Source organism: Roseovarius sp. 217 (assembly GCF_000152845.1).
Classification (GTDB): domain Bacteria; phylum Pseudomonadota; class Alphaproteobacteria; order Rhodobacterales; family Rhodobacteraceae; genus Roseovarius.
The window spans coordinates 141,572-159,480 of the sequence record NZ_CH902586.1 but is presented as its reverse complement, the minus strand read 5'-3'; the positions used below and the strand labels follow the sequence as shown (position 1 = coordinate 159,480).

The 17,909-nt window shown below is 59.2% G+C and carries 14 protein-coding genes; 11 read left to right on the top strand and 3 right to left on the bottom strand.

What is annotated here, in order from left to right; all coding sequences use genetic code 11:
* The first annotated feature begins 35 nt into the window (after positions 1–35).
* The 4 genes from ROS217_RS21875 to ROS217_RS21860 all read left to right on the top strand — a co-directional run bounded on the left by ROS217_RS21875 (position 36) and on the right by ROS217_RS21860 (position 5,581).
* On the top strand, positions 36–632 hold the full coding sequence (locus tag ROS217_RS21875) for a TetR/AcrR family transcriptional regulator (protein ID WP_050766491.1): 597 nt from the start codon (positions 36–38) through the stop codon (positions 630–632).
* Positions 633–775: 143 nt separating this feature from the next.
* Entirely contained in the window at positions 776–1,330 is a 555-nt protein-coding gene (locus ROS217_RS21870) for a TetR family transcriptional regulator (protein WP_009820025.1), read from the top strand.
* Entirely contained in the window at positions 1,317–2,465 is a 1,149-nt protein-coding gene (locus ROS217_RS21865; RefSeq protein WP_009820024.1) for an efflux RND transporter periplasmic adaptor subunit, read from the top strand. The genes ROS217_RS21870 and ROS217_RS21865 overlap by 14 nt, the downstream gene beginning before the upstream one ends.
* A gap of 32 nt (positions 2,466–2,497) precedes the next feature.
* Positions 2,498–5,581 (top strand): efflux RND transporter permease subunit, encoded by a 3,084-nt coding sequence (locus tag ROS217_RS21860; RefSeq protein WP_009820023.1) that lies wholly within the window; start codon positions 2,498–2,500, stop codon positions 5,579–5,581.
* A gap of 237 nt (positions 5,582–5,818) precedes the next feature.
* On the opposite strand, the gene dctP is transcribed toward ROS217_RS21860, so the two are convergent.
* The 3 genes from dctP to ROS217_RS21845 are packed head-to-tail and all read right to left on the bottom strand — an operon-like array spanning position 5,819 to position 8,739.
* The gene (gene dctP, locus ROS217_RS21855; protein ID WP_009820022.1) at positions 5,819–6,910 is read right to left on the bottom strand and encodes a TRAP transporter substrate-binding protein DctP; all 1,092 of its coding nucleotides are present in this window, start codon (positions 6,908–6,910) and stop codon (positions 5,819–5,821) included.
* A gap of 16 nt (positions 6,911–6,926) precedes the next feature.
* Complete coding sequence (locus ROS217_RS21850; RefSeq protein WP_198134953.1) at positions 6,927–8,249, bottom strand: TRAP transporter large permease; 1,323 nt, start codon at positions 8,247–8,249, stop codon at positions 6,927–6,929.
* On the bottom strand, positions 8,239–8,739 hold the full coding sequence (locus ROS217_RS21845; RefSeq protein ID WP_009820020.1) for a TRAP transporter small permease subunit: 501 nt from the start codon (positions 8,737–8,739) through the stop codon (positions 8,239–8,241). Before ROS217_RS21845 ends, ROS217_RS21850 begins: the two co-directional genes overlap by 11 nt.
* A 192-nt stretch (positions 8,740–8,931) precedes the next feature.
* Between ROS217_RS21845 and ROS217_RS21840 the strand changes: the two genes are divergently transcribed.
* The 7 genes from ROS217_RS21840 to ROS217_RS21810 all read left to right on the top strand — a co-directional run bounded on the left by ROS217_RS21840 (position 8,932) and on the right by ROS217_RS21810 (position 17,909).
* Positions 8,932–10,275: an IS1380-like element ISRssp8 family transposase gene (locus ROS217_RS21840; RefSeq protein WP_009820019.1), complete on the top strand. Its 1,344-nt coding sequence runs from the start codon at positions 8,932–8,934 to the stop codon at positions 10,273–10,275.
* Positions 10,276–10,927: 652 nt separating this feature from the next.
* Positions 10,928–12,142, top strand: a complete 1,215-nt coding sequence (locus ROS217_RS21835; protein WP_009820017.1) for a CaiB/BaiF CoA transferase family protein — start codon at positions 10,928–10,930, stop codon at positions 12,140–12,142.
* A gap of 8 nt (positions 12,143–12,150) precedes the next feature.
* A complete protein-coding gene (locus ROS217_RS21830) occupies positions 12,151–13,305 on the top strand; it encodes an acyl-CoA dehydrogenase family protein (protein ID WP_009820016.1) in 1,155 nt (384 codons plus the stop codon).
* Between the two features lie 106 nt (positions 13,306–13,411).
* Complete coding sequence (locus tag ROS217_RS21825) at positions 13,412–14,266, top strand: SDR family oxidoreductase (protein WP_040652112.1); 855 nt, start codon at positions 13,412–13,414, stop codon at positions 14,264–14,266.
* Between the two features lie 36 nt (positions 14,267–14,302).
* Positions 14,303–15,109, top strand: a complete 807-nt coding sequence (locus tag ROS217_RS21820; protein ID WP_009820014.1) for an ABC transporter ATP-binding protein — start codon at positions 14,303–14,305, stop codon at positions 15,107–15,109.
* Positions 15,102–17,021 (top strand): AMP-dependent synthetase/ligase, encoded by a 1,920-nt coding sequence (locus ROS217_RS21815; RefSeq protein WP_009820013.1) that lies wholly within the window; start codon positions 15,102–15,104, stop codon positions 17,019–17,021. Before ROS217_RS21820 ends, ROS217_RS21815 begins: the two co-directional genes overlap by 8 nt.
* The gene (locus ROS217_RS21810) at positions 17,022–17,909 is read left to right on the top strand and encodes a branched-chain amino acid ABC transporter permease (protein ID WP_009820012.1); all 888 of its coding nucleotides are present in this window, start codon (positions 17,022–17,024) and stop codon (positions 17,907–17,909) included.

Genomic DNA, 17,909 nt, shown 5'->3' with positions numbered 1-17,909 from the left:
CATTCGATATCACGTTCTGGAATCAGGTGATCGCCATGAGGGAAAGTAAAGTTGCCGATGTGCTTAGAGGGGCGAGGGAGGTCTTTCTGAAGTGCGGTTTTGAAGGTGCCAGCGTCGACGCGATTGCCGAAAAAGCCAAGGTGTCGAAGGCGACCCTTTATGCGCATTTCCCAAGCAAGGACAGGCTTTTCTTGAGCGTTTTACAAGCTGAATGCGACAGACTTTCAGAAGAAATCTGCCGTCCTCTTTCAAACGCGGGCGATGCACGAGGTGTCCTTGAAGAACTCTCTCGGCGGATGATCGGGTTGGTCATGGATGATGACTATATTCGCCTCCTGCGTGTTTGCATCGGCGCGGTTTCGGTTCTGCCGGAGGCAGGTGAAATATACATGGACGCAGGCCCGACGCGCGCCATCAAACACGTTGCGCAAATACTCAGAGACTTGCACGAAACGAGATCACTGAGCGTTGAAAACATTCAAAACGCCGCCAGTCAGTTTATTCACCTATCCATCTCCGGCGTCATCATGCCGCGATTGTTGGCCGTCGACCAACCCGTCGATGCACCTGAGCATTCAAAGAGGGCGGTTGACGCTTTTCTGGGGGTATATGGCTGGCGCAATGGCTTATAGCGTGGGACGTCCAACAGCCTGCCTTCTGGTGCTTCGACAGGCGCCATGCCGCGCCTCGCGGTGACGGGTCCGGTTGAACACTTGACCCGGATGGTGCCAGACACTAGCTACCTGTGGAGGTGCACCGACCGGACGGTACAGTTTTGAGTGAGCACATAACCCCAGCGGAAACCGGAAGCGCGTCTCGCAGGATACTGTCTGCGGCGCGCGCGATCGCCGCGCGTGCAGGTGCGGGAAAGATAACGATCGAGGCGGTTGCAAAGGAGGCAGGTCTCAGCAAGGGCGGCGTGCTTTACAATTACCCGACAAAGAAGGCCCTGCTCTCGGGGCTGCTGGATGCGATGCTGGCCGAGCACCGCGAATTGCTCGAGAGCGTGCCCGAGCGGCACCCCGCACGCACGCTCCGGGGCCATCTCGAAACGGTTCTACAGTCGGAAGAGGTGGATGGTGACCTGTCGATGGCGATTCTCGCGACCGCTGCATCAGATCCGCAACTGCTCGATCCGCTGCGGGCGGAATTGACCGACGACCTCGGGCGTATCCTGTCCGATACACAAGACGCGCCGGGTGCCATGGTGGCCTTTTGGGCAATCCAGGGGCTGCGTTTCCAGAAGCTGTTGAAGCTACCGGATGGCGGTGCGGACACCAGAGAACGCGTCATCGAACGATTGAGGGCCCTGATCGATGATCTCAAGTAAAAAAGACAAAAGCTGGAAGGGGATCGCTGCGGTTATTGCTGTGGCGGGGGCGGCACTCCTGATGGTGTCCTTTCTTCCTGTGTCCTTGGGCGAAGTGCTGGCCCAGACAGGCCAGGAGTCGACTGAACCTGGTGCCGAAATAAGCCAGGCGGGCGCGTCCGACAAGGAGGTCGTGGTCGAGGTGACCCGAGCAACGCGCCGGACCGTTACGCGCGGTCGCACCGTTGCCGGACGAGTCGTGCCGGCCCGCACCGTGGACATCGCGTTTCAGGTGTCCGGACAGGTCCTGCGCCTTGAGGTGGAACCGGGTGACAAGATCAGCAAGGGCGATCTGATCGCGGCGCTCGATCCGGTCGATTTCGAACTCGCCGTGGATCGGGCGCGGGCGGCCTTCGTCCTTGCTGAGTCCGAGATCAACCGCGCAGCGAGTCTTGCCGAACGGGGCGTTGCTGCGGAATCCCGGCTTGAAACCGCCCGCGCCGAATACGCGCAGGCGGAAGTTGCGCTGCGCGAGGCCGAGCGACGCCTCTCCCAGACGCAGATCGTCGCGCCTTTCGACGCGATCGTGGCACGCACATTCATAGAAGATTATGTCAACGTCACCTCGGCGGCATCGGTGGCACGTCTTCAGGACGTCAGCGAGTTAAGGATCCTGATTTCTCTGCCGGAAGAACTGGCGGCCGTCGCACGAAGCGCGCCCGACGCTTTCGATCTCGTGGCGAGTTTTCCGGCGGTGCCTGGCTACACGGCACCGCTCGTGCTTCGGTCCTTTGCAACCGATGCGAACAGCACGGCGCAGACCTATGATGTGGAATTCGCAATCACGGGCGATGTCGATTCGCGTCTTCTGCCCGGGATGACGGCCAGGGTGCGTCTTTCAAACGCAGCCGCCGAAGCCAGTGCACAGTCCGTCATGGTCCCGGTTTCGGCGATCGATACCTCAAGCCGAACCGAGCCTTCAGTCTGGATCTACGACGAACAGTCGGGACAGGTCACACGCCAGACGATCCGCTTGGGGCTGCCCGTCGATAACGAGATCGTGGTTCTCGAAGGTCTGGAGGGCGATGAATTGATCGTTTCCGGCGGGTGGTGGCGACTTCGGGACAATCAGACCGTGACGGTTTCGGGGCTCTGATCCCGCCCCCTTGACAGGACACGAACAGATCCATGGCATTCAGCATTTCAGGCGCAAGCATCCAGCGGCCCGTCGCGGTCTGGCTCCTCATCCTCTTTTGCCTTCTTGGCGGATATTGGGGGCTGAACACGGTGGGCCGCCTTGAAGACCCGAGTTTCACGCTCAAGACCGCGCTTGTCTTCGTGCCATATCCCGGCGCGACAGCAGTCGAGGTCGAGGAAGAGGTCTCTGACGTCATCGAAAACGCGCTGCAGCAGATGAAGCAGCTTGACCGGGTCGAATCCAAGTCGATGCCGGGCATGGCGCAAATCACCGTGGAGATCGAGGGCACATATGGCCCGGATGAGATTCCGCAAGTCTGGGACGAGATGCGCCTGCGCATCCGCGACGTAGAGGGGGAGCTTCCCGAAGGCGCGCGCGCGCCCATCGTCAACGATGATTTTGGCGATGTTTACGGCATGTTCTACGCTGTGAAAACCGAAGGTCTGACCCCGCGCGAAGAGCGGGATCTGGCCACGCGATTGCGGCTGGGGCTGGTGACCGTCGACGGTGTCGCCAAGGTCGAGGTTCAGGGCCTCACCGAAGAGGTGATCACGATCTCGATTCCATCCGCGCGCCTGACAGAGCTGGGCCTTCCGCCCAACCAGGTTCTGAGTGTGCTGAACGACGAGAACCTCGTCTTTGATAATGGCGAGATCACCGAGGGGCCGGCCCGGATAGGACTGTCCGTTCCGCCAGGTTATGTGACCCCCGAAGGGATCGAGGAGTTGCGGCTTGGCGCGGCCGGAGAGGTCGGGCAGGTCGCGATCCATGATATTGCCCGCGTCGCCCGCGACGAGGCGGAACAGCCCAGTCAGATCATCCGGCAGAACGGCACCGCGGCCTTCACCCTCGGGGTGTCGGCGCTGACAAACCGAAACGTGGTCGAGGTTGGCGCGGCGGCTGCCGCTCGACTTGAGACGTTGAAGGCTGAGTTGCCCGAAGGTGTCGAGATCACGCCGATCTACGAACAGCACGTCGTCGTTGATCAGGCCGTCTCCAGCTTTCTTCTGAGCCTTGCGATGTCGGTTGCCATCGTTGTCGGGGCGCTTATTCTGACAATGGGCTGGCGCGCGGGTCTCGTGGTGGGCGCGACCCTCGGGCTTACGGTTTTCGTGACACTGTTCTTCATGTCGGTGTTCGGGATCGCAATGGAGCGGATCAGCCTTGGCGCCCTGATCATTGCGATGGGGATGCTGGTGGACAACGCCATCGTGATCACCGAAGGGATGGTAATCGGCATGGCGCGCGGAAAGAGTGCGGAAAAAGCCGCCGCCGAGACCGAAAGTTCCACGTCCATTCCGCTGCTTGGGGCCACCGTGATCGGGATCATGGCATTTTCCGGGATCGGCCTGTCGCCGGATGCCACGGGCGAGTTCCTGTTCTCGCTTTTCGCGGTGATCACCATCTCGCTGCTGATGAGCTGGATTCTGGCCGTCACGGTCACGCCCTATCTCGGCAAGCTGCTGCTCAAGGCCCCAAAAAACACCTCGGACGATCCCTACAAGGGCGCGTTCTACGGGATCTATCGCGGGATGCTCTGGCTCGTGCTGCGCGCCCGTGTGCTGGTTGTGCTTATAATCGTGGGAATCACAGTTGTGTCGGTGATGGCCTTCGGGCAGGTCAAGCAGGCCTTTTTCCCGGCGTCAAATACCCCGCTCTTCTATGTCGAATTCCAGATGCCGCAAGGCACTGACATCAACGTCACCGACCGTGAAATGCGGCGACTTGAACAGATGTTCCTGGCCGAGGAGGGCGTGACGGATGTGACGACCCTGGTGGGACGTGGCGCAAGCCGCTTCATGCTGACCTACAGCCCGGAGCAGGCGGATGCCAGCTATGGCCAGCTGATCGTCCGGGTGGCCGACGCCGAGGCGATCCCGGCCATGGCCAATCGGTTGAACCGCGATCTGCCCGCCGCATTTCCCAACGCGCTTGTCCGGGTCGAAGAACTCGTTTTCGGCCCGCCCTCCGGTGCCGATGTGGCGGTCCGCTTCTCCGGTGCCGATCCGGTCATTCTGCGCCAACTCGCCGATGATGCAACCCGGATATACGCGGCCGCAGGCACAATCACCAATTCACGCACCAATTGGCGGCAGCGCGAGATCCTGATCGAGCCGATCGTTGACGAGTCGCGGATGCGGCTGGCCGGGACCTCGCGCAGCGCGATCTCCGATACCGTCCGCTACGGAACCTCGGGCTTGCGAGTCGGTGAATTGCGCGAAGGCGACGCGGTCATCCCGATCCACCTGCGGCTGCCTGCGAACGAACGCGACGGAATCGACCGCGTTCGTGACCTGTCGGCCTGGTCCGATGGAGCTGGCGCCTACGTTCCCATGGCCAACCTTGTGGAACGGTTCGAGCCGCGCCTCGTGGAGGCGCTCATTCACCGGCGCAACCGTGAACGCACCATCACCGCCCTTGGCGGCGCACGGGGGGATCTCACGGCGGATGAGGCCTTCAAAAGCGTGCGCACCGAGATCGAGGCCCTCCCGCTTCCCGAGGGCTACAGCATGGAATGGGGCGGGCAGTATGAAAGCTCCACCGACGCCCAGACCAGCCTTGGCAAGCAGCTTCCCCTCAGCTTTCTTGTCATGCTGACGATCTCGATCCTGATGTTCAACAAGGTTCGCCAGCCGCTCATCCTGTGGCTTGTCGTGCCGATGTCAGTGACAGGCATGGTGCTCGGGCTGCTCTTCACAGGCCTGCCTTTCACTTTCACGGCCCTGCTCGGCTTTTTGTCGCTTTCGGGGATGCTGATGAAGAACGCGATCGTTCTGGTCGAAGAGATCGACGTGCAGCGCGCGGACGGTGTGCCGGATTACAAGGCGGTAATCGACGGCTCTGTCAGCCGTCTGCGCCCTGTCGTGCTGGCCGCCGGCACAACGATCTTTGGCATGATCCCGCTCCTGCCGGACGCCTTCTTTGCGTCGATGGCGGTCACGATCATGGGTGGCCTCGCCTTTGCCTCGGTACTGACCCTTGTCGCCGTGCCGGTGCTGTACGCACTCCTTTTCCGTATCCGTCCACCAAAAGACGAAAGCGCCGACTCGAAAACCGGGACAGCCTCTGGCTGAAGTGATTCACGCTTCAAGTGGGTAGAACCGCCCCTTGAACAAAATGCGCTTGTAGCTTAACGCCAGCTTCTAAATCGTGGCGAAGGCGGGCGATCTTTTCCTTAGACCATCAACATTTCGTGCTTGTTCGAAGGTCAGCTGCGCTCGGAAAAGAGAATGTCGCCGCAAAGCGGTCCGTTCGCAGTATACGCAAAAGGCCCACCAGGGATGGCGGGCCTTCCGGTTGATCTCGGTGTATCAGTTGGCGCAGGCGCGGATGGCTTCGATGTCCGGCCCATTAGGCGACCGACCCAGATTGAAGGGGGCGGACGCATCGCGCCATTTGGCGTAATCGGCCAGATATTCGAGCTGGCTGAGATAGACCTTGGCCGAGGCGGGGTTTTCGCAGGCGGTCTCGATGATCACCTCATTGGCGAGTTCCTGCACACGCGCCAAAGTCTCGTCGTCGTAGCGGGTAATCTCGATGCCAGCGTCCTTGAACTGCTGATAGGCCTCGGTGGCGCGCTTTTCGGTAAAGGAAAGCGACCAGATCAGATTGGCCTGAGCCGCGATTTTCAGATCCTCCTGCGTTTCAGGCGAGAGCGCATCCCACGAGGCCTTGTTGATCATCACGCCAAAGACCGAAGCCGACTGATGCCAGCCCGGAGTGGCCCAGAACTTGGTCACCTGATGGAAGCCGCCGGAAAAATCGACATTGGGGGTCGAGAATTCTGCGCCGTCAATCACGCCGCGTTCCAGCGACTGATAGATTTCGCCACCGGCCATGGAGACCTGATTGCCGCCGAGTTTTTCGAGCAGGCGACCCTGTTCCAGACCGGACAGGCGCAGGCGTTTGCCTTGCAGATCTTCAAGGGTCACGATGGCCTCATTGGTACGGAAACCGGATTCGTTGTTGGTCACGCCGTAGGGCAGGTAGACCATGCCGAATTTGCCGTAGATCTCGTTATAGAGATCGGCACCGCCCCATTGTTCGATCCAGTTGACGTAGTCGATGGCGTTGAAGAGGCTGGCAGTGGTTGCCAAGGGGGAGAACGCCGAATCGCGGCCTGCCCAATAGCCCGGCCAATCCCCGCCTGCCTGAATGGTGCCGGATTCCACCGCACCAAACACTTCGCCTGCGGGCACGAGCGCACCGCCCTCGAAAAATTCGATGGTCAGGGCATCGCCGGTCAGCTTGTTGGCGAGGTCGACGAAATGCTTGTCGATCTCGATCAGCTCCAGAGAGCTGGGCCATGTGGTTGTCATGGTCCAGCTTTCCTGCGCGGCAGATTGCGTCGCAATCCCTGCTGCCAGGGCGAGGCCGGTCACGAGAGAAGTCTTCTTCAGCATGGGTAGTCTCCTTGTTTTACTTGGTGTAGAGCGTCTCTGGCAGCCAAGTGACCAGTTGCGGAAAGATGGCTACGCCGAGGCACATGATCAGGATGAGACCAATGAAGGGTAACACCCCGATGATGATCTGTGAGGTTTTGACCGACTTGGGCGCGATGGCGCGCAGATAGAACAAGGCATAGCCAAAAGGCGGCGTCAGAAACGAGGTCTGCAACACCACCGACATGAGAACAACAAACCACAAGAGGCTGACATCCATCTCTTGCACGATGGGCAGAAAGATCGGGAAGGAAAGCAAGACAATCCCCGTCCAATCGAGGAAAGCGCCCAAAATGAACACGATGAACAGCATCATCGTAATGAGCATCCACGGCTCCATATCCATGCCCCGGATGATTTCCTGAGTGGCACGCAACCCGCCGGTGATGTTGAACACGCCGGTAAAGGCGGTCGCCCCGATCACGATGAAGAGGATCATCGCTGAGGTGCGCCCGGTCTCCAGCATTGCGCCGTAGAAGCTGGTCAATCTGAACTTGCCGCGAAAGATCACGATCAGCAGCGCCAGCGCGGCCCCGATGGCAGAGGCCTCTGTTGCCGTGGCAATGCCCGCCAGGAGCGAGCCGAGGATGCCGAGGATCAGCACCAGGGGCGGTACGGCCTCAATCGCCAGCATCTTGAGCAGGGCGCTGCGGCTGACCTTTTCGTCCGGCTCAACGGCGGGGGCCATATCGGGGCGCACGAAGGCCACGATCACAACCCAGACGGCGTAGAGCAGTCCGAGCAACATGCCGGGGATCATTGCACCGGCAAACAGTTCGCCTACCGAGAGCGGTGAGTAGCTGGCCATCAGGATGAGCATGATAGAGGGCGGAATGAGAATGCCGAGGCAGCCCGAGGCCGCGATGACGCCGGTGGTAAGCGTCGGGCTATAACCATATTGCAGCATCGGGCGCAGGGCCATGACGCCCATCACGGTGATTGAGGCGCCGATGATGCCGGTGGTCGCCGCCAAGAGGATCGAGATGAACACGACCGCCAGTGCTAGACCGCCGCGCACATTGGACATCATCAGCCGGAGGGATTCGAACATTCGGTCGGTGACGCCGCTGTCCGAGAGAAACCGGGCCATCAGCACGAACAGTGGAATGGCAATCAGCGTGAAATTATCCAGCACATCGCCGAAGATGCGATTGATGACGATGCCCAGCACCATCGGCTTGCCCGCGATCAGCGCGCCCAGAACGGCGGTGCCGCCCAGCACAAAGGCCAGCGGATGGCCCATGAAGAGGCCAAGCAGCAGCAGGCCGAACATGCACAGGGCGATGACTTCAGGCGTCACTGCGCACCTCCTGACGATTTAATACGAGTTTCAGAACCTCTGCGATCCCCTGCAACAAGAGCAGGGCCGCCGCCGCAGCCATCGCCATCTTGAGCGGATAGACGGGCAATTGCACCGAGCCATAGGTGGTTTCACCCTGCGCATAGGACCGCATCGCAAATTCATAGGAGCGGGTCGTGAACACCCAGGCGAAGGGAAAGAAGAAGATCAGATAGCCCAGAGCATCGACAATACGGGCCGGGGTCTCGGACAGATTGGCGGTCAGCAGATCCACCCGCACATGCGCCTGATGCCGCAGCGCATAGCCGCCGAGCAGCACAAAGTAGAAGCCGAACATCTGCTTTGTGACATCAAACGCCCAGCGAGTCGGATCGTTGAGCACGTAACGCATGAATACGTCATAGATGATGAATGCCGCGAACACGATCGCCACCACAGAGACGATTCTGCCGATGGTTTCGTTAAGCCCGTCAATGGCGCGAATGATCATGATTTCCTCCGCCAGTATGCGTCGGCATACTATCCCGACACGGGCAGGATACAAGGCGAGGAATTGAGAAGAAGAACTATTTTAGCCCGGATAATTCACGAGAAGGCGGCGGAGGTATCGTAACCATCTGAAATGCTGTATGTTTTGGGTGCTACCGCCAAACATGCAGCTTTTGAGAGGACGACCCCCGCCATGGTCCAATCTACGTGCTCCACGCCCCGCCTGTCACCCCTCAATGGCAAGCCGATCCTGCTTGGATTTGACGGCGCAGACATGAGCTCCGACGCAGGGCTGACGCTGCTGCGCGAGATCGAGCGCGAGGCGGGTCTGGCGCAGCGGCTTGCAGATTGCCTGTGCGATCCGCGCGATCCGGCAAAAGTTCAGCATAGCCTGTGCGACATCATCCGTTTCCGGATCATGATGATCGCAGCTGGGTATGAAGACGGCAATGACGCGAACGCCTTGCGGCACGATCCCAGCTTCAGGATTGCACTGGAGCGCGGCCCGGAAACCGGGGCGGCATTATGTTCGCAGCCGACGATTCCACGCATGGAAAACCTGCCCGATACTCGCGCGCTGATCCACATGGGTCGCGAGATGGTCCGGTTCTACTGTCAGTCCTTTGCGCGCGCTCCAGGCCGGATCGTGCTCGATATAGATGATACCTTTGATGCGGTGAATGGCCACCAGCACCTGCGCCTGTTCAATGCGTTCTACGACGAGTTCGGCTTCCAGCCGATCGTCGTGTTCGACGGTGAAGGCCGGCTCGTGGGGATACTGTTGCGCCCGGCCCGCCGGCCCAAGGGAGCCGAGAGCGCGGCCCATATCCGCCGGTTGATCCGGCAGATTGCCAGGCATTGGCCCGAGACGGAAATCCTGCTGCGGGCGGACGGCCATTACTGCACCCCGGAGGTTCTGGACCTGTGTGACAGGCTCGGGCTGAGCTATGTCTTCGGTCTGTCAAAGAACGGCCGTCTGGCGCAAAACATCTCGGCTATGGAGGCATCGACGGCAGCGCGCTACACACGCACCCCTGGTCAGAAACTGCGCCGGTTCAAGACCTTTTCCTACGCGGCCCGGTCGTGGTCGAAACCGCGCCGCGTGATAGCCCGCGTCGAGGTTGGCCCAATGGGGCGCGATACCCGCTACATCGTCACCAATCTCGAGGGCGGTCGCGGCAAGCATCTCTACGAGAAGTTCTATTCCGCACGCGGTCAGGCGGAAAACCACATCAAGGCATGGAAGACCCATCTCCCATCAGACCGAACATCATGCTCGAAGGCGAACGCCAACCAGATGCGTCTGATGCTGCACAGTTGCGCCTACTGGCTCTGGTGGAAATTGCGCGCCGCCTGTCCAAGGAGATCCCCATGGCGCCGCGCCCAATTCGACACCCTGCGGCTGCATCTCGTCAAGCTGGCTGCAACCATCGTCGAGAAGAAGACCCGGATCAGCATCACACTGCCGACATCATGTCCGCGACAGGGTCTCCTCCATCTTCTCTTCGACGCGCTCGCCCCACCGAAAGCAGCCTGACGCGAGCGGCCCGACAACCCCGAAACATCAATCCATATTACCCAACAACCACGTCAACGACCGGCCAGCAAACCGGACGCAAACATCGGATGCGCGCGACAGACCCGAGATCCGTGAAACCGGCCCCGGGAACACATTAATGCAGCTTCATGAATTATCCGGGTTAGGATTGCAGAAAGACACGGTAACTACTCACGGTTTGTTCAGCCGGTGAGCGGCACTCGTCTGGCTTGACTTATAATCAGATGCAATCAATTTTACCTTTTGGCCACGAGCTTCCTTTTCCCGTGCCCCAGTAGTGCGCGCTGCCGCAAGCTTCAAAAATAGAGCAAGCCGGTCTTTTGCTGAGACATGAATGGAGATAACTGCGGTCGCGTCAGCTTCTTCCGAAATTGATCTCTTCCGTCCGGACGGCACCATGAATCTGGAAAACATTCTTTGTCAGATCGACACCAATCATCATATCCTCCATCTCGCTGTCCTCCTCTTTGCGTGGCTTTAAACACCACGAGCTTGGCACATTGCGATGCCGTCTCGGGAGGGCGGCAACCACTCCATCTGTAGTATTACTCCGGCACAGGGATGAAAGAACGGTCTTGCGTTCGAAGAGACCAAAAACTAACAATTGTTAGAACTGGAGGTCGCTGATCGAATGACAACCCCACTTCATCAATTGAAAATCATCGAGCTTGGTCACGTCATAGCCGGGCCTCTTTCATCAGCTCTGCTCTCCGATTTCGGGGCAGATGTAACAAAGATCGAGGCAGTCAACCGGACCGATATGATGCGCGACCTCGGACCCAAGGCAGAGGATGGGGTGGGCGTTTGGTGGAAGACGCTGGGCCGCAACAAGAAAACCCTGAGCCTGAACTGGAAATCGGACGAAGGCCGGGACATCTTGCGCAGGCTGGTTGAAGGTGCGGATGTACTTGTCGAAAATTTCCGGCCCGGTGTGCTTGAACGTGCGAGTGTCGGGCCGGAGACCCTGCACGAGTGGAACCCGAATCTGATAATCCTGCGTGTGTCTGGTTACGGACAGGACGGCCCGATGCGGGACGTGCCCGCTTTCGGGCGCGCGGCAGAGGCGATGAGTGGTCTCGCCCATCTGACTGGTTTTGCGGATGGGCCGCCGATGCACCCCGGATTTCCGGCAGCCGACAGCACGACAGGGCTGATGGGCGCTTTGGGTATCATGATCGCGCTGTTTGCCCGCGAAAAGGGGATTGCGCGCGGTCAGGTCGTCGATCTTGCGGTGTTCGAGGCATTGCTTCGGTTGATGGACTATCCTGTTCCCGCCTTGACGGGTGCGAAGCTCTCACCAGGACGCAATGGCTTGCGCCAACCGATGGACTTTGCGCCGGGGGGCATGTTCCGCACGTGCGATGGGGTGTGGCTGACCGTTTCCGCAGGCAGCGCAGAAACGGCGCAGCGGCTGCTGCGGGCGGTCGGCGGAGACGCTCTGGCCGATGATCCACGGTTCGCGACCCTAGACCTGATGTCACGGCATATGGTTGTGGTTTTTGATGCCATCAATGATTACGTCACACAGCGCACGCTTGCCGAGGTCGAGGCGGAATTCGCCCGCCATGATGCGGTCGCCTCGCGGGTTCTAAGCGTCGAAGAGATCACGACGCATGAGCAGATACGCCATCGCGGAGACATCGTATCGGTCGACGGAGAGCAGACGCAGGTCGTCGGGCCTATTCCGCATTTGAGCGCCACACCAGGTGAGGTTCGATGGTTGGGACGCCCGCCGGGGGCGGACACCCGCAACATACTGCGCGATATGGGTTTTGAAGATGCAAGGATCACGGCCCTTTGCGAGGCGGGTATTGTGGATTTGGACGGGAAGAGAACCACACCGTGACCTTTCGAATGACAGATGAACAGAAAGAAATCCGCGAACAGATCCTGCGGATTTGCGCGCGGTTCGATGATGACTACTGGTTGGAGCGGGATCGCAACGGTGGTTTTCCCTATGAGCTGCACAGGGCGATGGCCGATGGCGGGTGGCTTGGCATTGCCATGCCCGAAGCGGTCGGTGGTGCCGGTCTGGGGATTACCGAAGCGACCATCATGATGCAGGCGATCGCGGAGTCGGGGGCTGGCGCGAGCGGAGCCTCGGCTATCCACATGAACATATTCGGCCTCAATCCGGTGGTGAAGTTCGGGACAGAAGAACAGCGCGCGCGTATGCTGCCCCCCCTGATCGCCGGTGATGAAAAGGCCTGTTTCGCTGTGACAGAACCGACGACGGGCCTAGATACCACGAAGTTGAAAACCATGGCGATGCGACAGGGCGGCAGGTATGTCGTGCACGGGCAGAAGGTCTGGATTTCCACCGCGCAGGTGGCCCACAAGATGCTGCTTCTGGCCCGGACGACACGGATTGAGGATCTGACTGATCCGACTGAAGGGCTGAGTCTCTTCTATACCGATCTCAACCGCAATTTCGTGGATGTGCGCGAAATTGAGAAGATGGGGCGCAAAGCGGTCGACTCGAACGAGGTGTTCATCGATGGGTTGCCAATTCCGGCCGAAGACCTGATCGGCGAAGAGGGCAAGGGGTTCCGGCAGATCCTGCACGGGCTTAACCCCGAACGCATTCTTGTGGCCGGCGAATGCATTGGTATTGCGCGCAATGCTTTGGTGCGGGCAGCGAAATATGCCAGGGAGCGTGTGGTTTTTGGGAGGCCGGTCGGCCAGAATCAGGGTGTTCAGCATCCACTGGCGCAGGCCTGGGCACGGGTGGAAGCGGCCAATCTCATGGTGATGCATGCCGCCGCCCTCTACGATTCGGGAGAGGCGTGCGGAGTGGAGGCCAACGCCGCCAAGCTATTGGCCGCAGATGCCGCAGTTGAAGCGACCGAAGCAGCGCAGATTACATTTGGCGGGTTTGGATACGCCAAGGAATATCATGTGGAGCGTCTGGTAAGGGAGGCGCTTCTGTTTCGCCTCGTGCCCGTGACACCACAGATGCTTTTATCTTTCATCGCTGAAAAAGCACTCGGGCTTCCAAAGTCTTACTGACTAAAAGTAATGGGCTGGACGATGGCTCATTCTTGTCTTGATTATTTTTCTAACGCCCGTTAGATTATCTCCAACTAACCCGAATGGGACACAGGGAGGAGGCGTCATGTATAAGACGCAATACGGGTCTTCGCGAGGAGCCCTAGCGGCACGCGCAACCGTATATGCCAGCGACTTGTTCGCGGGCAAAACCGTTGTCGTGACCGGCGCTGGCGGTGGTCTGGGTCTGGCCATTGCGGTCCTGTTCGCCAGGTTGGGTGCCAGTCTTGCGATCAATGGACGTGACGCGGAAAAGCTGACCTCGGCCAAGGAATTTCTCGAAACTTTTGGCGGCAATGTGTTTGCCATGCCCATGACCATCCGCGACCCAGAACGGGTCGAGGGTTTTGTCGGTGAGGTCAATCGGGAATTCGGTTCGATTGACGTTCTGGTGAACAATGCCGGAGGACAGTTTCCCCAGGCGGCGCTGGATTTTTCCCCAAAAGGCTGGAACGCGGTCATCGACACCAACCTCAACGGAACCTGGTGGATGATGCAATCCACCGCGCGCCGCTGGGTCGAGCAAAAGCGTCCCGGCTCTATCGTGAATATCGTGGCCGATATTTGGCGCGGGATGCCGGGCATCGCGCATACCTGTGCGGCGCGGGCAGGGGTGATCTACCTGTCCAAGTCGGTCGCGGTCGAATGGGCACCGCACGGCATCCGTGTGAATTGTGTGGCACCGGGCTGTTGCGAGAGTACTGGTTTCAGTCGCTATCCCGAGGATGGTGCGGCAACCTTTCAGGACTCGAATCCGATGCGGCATGCAGGCGACGAATGGGATGTTGCCGAAGGCGTTGTTTATATGGCGGCCAATTCAGGGAAATTTGTGACCGGTGAAGTTTTGAACATAGACGGCGGTCAGCAGTTGTGGGGAGATCCCTGGCCAACAGGCAGACCGGATTATTTCCGGATTTCCTGACGCAAGCTACGAACCTAGTGGGGACAACAGGATTAGATGACAGCAAAAAGCAAATCAGCAATCGGCATCGGTGATCGTGCGATACTGGAGTGCAGCGGGATCGAGCGCCGGTTTGGCGGTATTGTCGCTGTCACGGGTGTGGATATCTGCATTCGGGCGGGCGAAATTTTTGGCCTCGTCGGTCCGAATGGTAGTGGCAAGACAACGCTTGTCAACGCGATCACCGGGTTTTTCCCGCCGAATGTGGGGACAGTCCGACTGGCCGACAAGGACATCACCGGCACGACGCCTCACAAGGTTGCAAAGCTCGGGGTCGCCCGGACATTCCAGAACCTCGCCCTGTTCAACGGGATGAGCGTTCTCGACAACATCCTGCTCGGGCGGCATATCCACATGAATCCGGGCGTTTTGCGCACCGCACTTTATTGGTGGGCGGCTCAGCGTGAAGAAATCGAGAACCGTAAAATCGTCGAGGAGGTGATCGAGTTTCTGCAACTTGAGAGCATCCGGCACGAGCTGGTCGATGGCCTTCCGATCGGGCTAAAAAAGCGGGTCGAACTGGCCCGGGCGCTGGTGGCAGAGCCGCAGATGCTGATCCTCGACGAGCCGATGGCGGGCATGAACCAGGAAGAAAAGGGGTATATGTCCCGCTTCATTCTGGATGCGCGGGCGGAACGCGGCGTCAGCGTGTTGCTGATCGAGCACCATATGGATGTCATCATCGGCATTTGTGACCGGATGCTTGCGTTGAACTATGGCGAAATGATCGCCAGCGGCATTCCGAGGGAGGTTGTGAACGACCCCCGGGTCATCGAGGCTTATATCGGAGGGTCTCATGGTTGAGGGGGCAAAAATGCAGTCTTCGGGGGACAATACGCTCGGCGCATTGCTGGCGCGGAACGCGTCGCGCCACGGAACGGATATCGCGCTTCGCGAAAAGGAACGCGGCATCTGGAAGGAAACCACCTGGGCCGAATATACTGAAGAGGTTCTTGAATGCGCGACTGGTCTTGAAACGCTCGGTGTCGCGCCCGGCAAGGCCGTGCTCATCCTGGGCGACAATCGTGCCCGGCTCTATATGAGCATGATCGCGGTCGCGCTGCTCGGGGGCTATGCGATGCCAGCTTATCCAGGCGCGACGCTCGAAGAGCTTCAGCATTTCCTTGGCGAGGTCGAAATCGTCGCGGCCGTCGCCGAAGACCAAGAGCAGGTGGACAAGATCCTTGAGGTGCGAGACGCAGGGGCTCGCGGCATTGCTCACATTATCTATGACGAAGCGCGCGGGCTTAGCTTTTACGAGATTGATGGCCTGATGTCCTGGGACCATCTAACCGCGGTGGGTCGGCACGTCCTCAACGAAGATCCGCATAGGCGCGAAAACCTCCTGCATCGGACCAAGCCAGAAGATCCGGCAATTTTTCTGCACTCGTCGGGCACAACGGGCAAACCGAAGGGCATAGTTTTGAGCCAAAAGAACGTTCTGGCCGCAGCGCGCAACGGGCACGCTGGCGGTACATTCGACGAAAACGAGGAAATCCTTGCCTATCTGCCCATGGCCTGGGTCGGCGACTACGCCATAACGGTCGCAGCCGCGTTGCTTCTGCGTTTCACTGTGAATGTGCCGGAGCGACAAGAAACAGTCCTTCGTGACATGCGCGAAATTGCGCCGACCTTCTATCTGGCAGCCCCCAGAAGCTGGGACCAGATGTTGACAACAATCCAGGTCGGAATGGAGGACTCAACCCCATTGAAGAAATGGTTGTACCATTTCTTCATGGACCGGGCTATTGCCGCCGAGACACGAAAGCTGAACGGCCAGGGCGGCGGGATCTTGGAACCATTGGGCCGACTATTGGGCGAGGCGATCATCTTCGGCCCGATCAAGGACCAATTCGGCATGAGCCGCTTGAGGAATGCGTTCACGGGCGGCGAGGCGATCGGCGAAGACACGTTCGTATTTTATCGCGCCTTAGGGATCAAGCTGCGCCAGTTTTACGGTCAGACCGAGAACAGCGCGATCAATGCAATTCAGTCACCAGAGGAGGTGCGCCTTCATACGGTTGGCAAACCCGTGCCAGGCGTCGAAGTGAAGATCGCGGAGGATGGGGAAATCCTGTTGCGCTCTGACAGCGTGTTCGAGGGATATTTCAACAAGCCCGAAGCAAGCGCAGAGGCCCTGGAGGGCGGGTGGCTGCATTCCGGCGACGCCGGCTATCTGGAGGAGGACGGCCATCTTGTGGTTCTGGGACGCGTGTCCGAAGTCATGCACACGGCAGGCGGTGAACGGTATGTGCCCAACTATATCGAGAACAGGCTGAAATTCAGCCCGTATATAAAGGATGCTGCCGTGATCGGCGCCGGTCTGGACGAATTGACGGCAATGATCTGTGTGGACTTCGAATCGGTAGGACATTGGGCCGAGGTGAACGGTGTACCTTACGTGTCCTATTCGGATTTGTCGCAACGCGACGAGGTAGCCCTGCTTCTGCGCGAGGCTTTCGAGCGGGTGAACAAGGTCATCCCCGAGCCGCTACACCTGAAGCGCTTCGTAAGTCTGCCGAAGGAGTTCGATCCGGACGATGGAGAAATAACCCGAACAAGGAAACTGCGTCGGAAGGTCGTTCAGGAACGCTATGCAGACGTTATCGCGGCACTCTATGACGGATCTAACGAGGTCCATGTAAGTGCGCAGGTGACTTACGAAACCGGTGAAACGGGGAAGGTCGACCGAACTCTTCCCATAAGGGAGGTATGAATGGACTGGGTCTTTCTGACAGAGCTTGCGATCAACGGTGCCCTTACGGGTCTGCTCTATTCGCTTTTTGCCATTGGCCTCGTGCTGATTTACAAAGCATCCTCGGTGCCCAATCTGGCACAGGGGGGACTGACGATGCTCGGGGCATACGTGGTTCTCGCGCTCGCGCGCGACGCGGGTCTGCCGATGTGGCTAGCCATTCCGTTGGCGGCAGTTCTCATGTTCGGCCTTGGCTTCGGTATCGAGCGTGTTGCTCTCAGGCGCCTCGCTGGACGTCCTGTTGTCATGATCCTGATGCTGACACTTGGCCTCGACATTTTCCTGCGGGGCACGACGCTTGCCATCTGGGGTGGGACGTCGCGTCCGATTGAGCTGGGCGTCAGCTATGAGCCGCTGTTTCTGGGCGATATCTTCATCAGCCGCATCCATCTCGTTGGTGCCGGAGTTGCGCTCGCGCTGTTTGTTGCCTTCATGCTGTTCTTTCGGACCCGGACCGGGATTAAATTACGGGCGATTGCGGACGATTACATGGCGTCGTGGTCGGTCGGGATTTCGGTAGAGCGCGGGGTGGGGCTTTCTTGGGCACTGGCGTCGGTGGTGGCCTTGGCGACAGGTGTCATATGGGGCGAAATTCAGGGCGTCGATCAGGCGCTTTCGCTCTTGCTCCTAAAAGGTCTGACGGTCGCTGTTCTGGGTGGTCTCGACAGCATTCTGGGTGCGGTGATTGCGGGGATCATCCTTGGCATCATCGAAAACGTCGGCGCAGATTTTCTCGATCCGCTTGTCGGCGGCGGGAGTCGTGAACTCATCGTCGCCGCAGTCCTGATTCTCACGGTCATGATCCGTCCGCACGGACTGTTTGGCCGCCACGACATCGAAAGGGTGTAG